This is a genomic window from Brucella grignonensis (assembly GCF_002252505.1).
Classification (GTDB): domain Bacteria; phylum Pseudomonadota; class Alphaproteobacteria; order Rhizobiales; family Rhizobiaceae; genus Brucella; species Brucella grignonensis.
In genome coordinates this window covers 1-569 of record NZ_NNRL01000024.1, presented here as the reverse complement: position 1 = coordinate 569, position 569 = coordinate 1, and the positions used below count along the sequence as shown (strand labels likewise).

Sequence of the window (569 nt, the reverse complement as noted above, 5' to 3'; positions counted from 1 at the left end):
CAACGCTTCGACAATCTTGGCGATATAGCGCGCAATCGTCTCTGCCGCCCCGATTGGCTCAGCGAAAACGCGCCGGACCTCGACGATTTCGGCTTCGCGAAACGGCTCGATCGGTTCGCCGACATTGCCGAGTGCCTGATCAAGGCGGCGGCCGATTTCAGGACCGAAGCGCAGCGCCAGCGGCTCGCGCGGTTGATCCAGGAGATCGCCGACACGATCGAAGCCGAGCGTGCGCAGGCCTGTGACAATATCGGGTTGCAGCCGCAGCGCCGCGATCGGCAGACGCCGCAGATGAGGCGCGGTTTCGCCCCGAGGAATGACCAGGGTGGAGCGTGTGGCAAAGCGCGCGCCGGCATGCGCCGCGCCCCATGTGTCGGCGATCGCCGCGCGCGCCTCGACACCAGATGCAGCAAAGCGCTGGACGATCGTGCTCAGCATGACGTCCTCGCCGCCATGGAGATGATCGGCGCCCGTGGTGTCGATCACCAGACCATCCGGCGGATCGGCCATGACGACGGGCGAGATGCGTTGCAGGGCCCAGAGCGCCAGCTTCTCCAGTCCTTCCGCAT

At 66.1% G+C, this 569-nt stretch carries 1 protein-coding gene; it reads right to left on the bottom strand.

Going from position 1 to position 569, the window contains the following annotated elements:
• A partial coding sequence (locus CEV33_RS00280) for a Y-family DNA polymerase (RefSeq protein WP_141211514.1) occupies nucleotides 1-569 on the bottom strand: 569 nt, incomplete at both ends.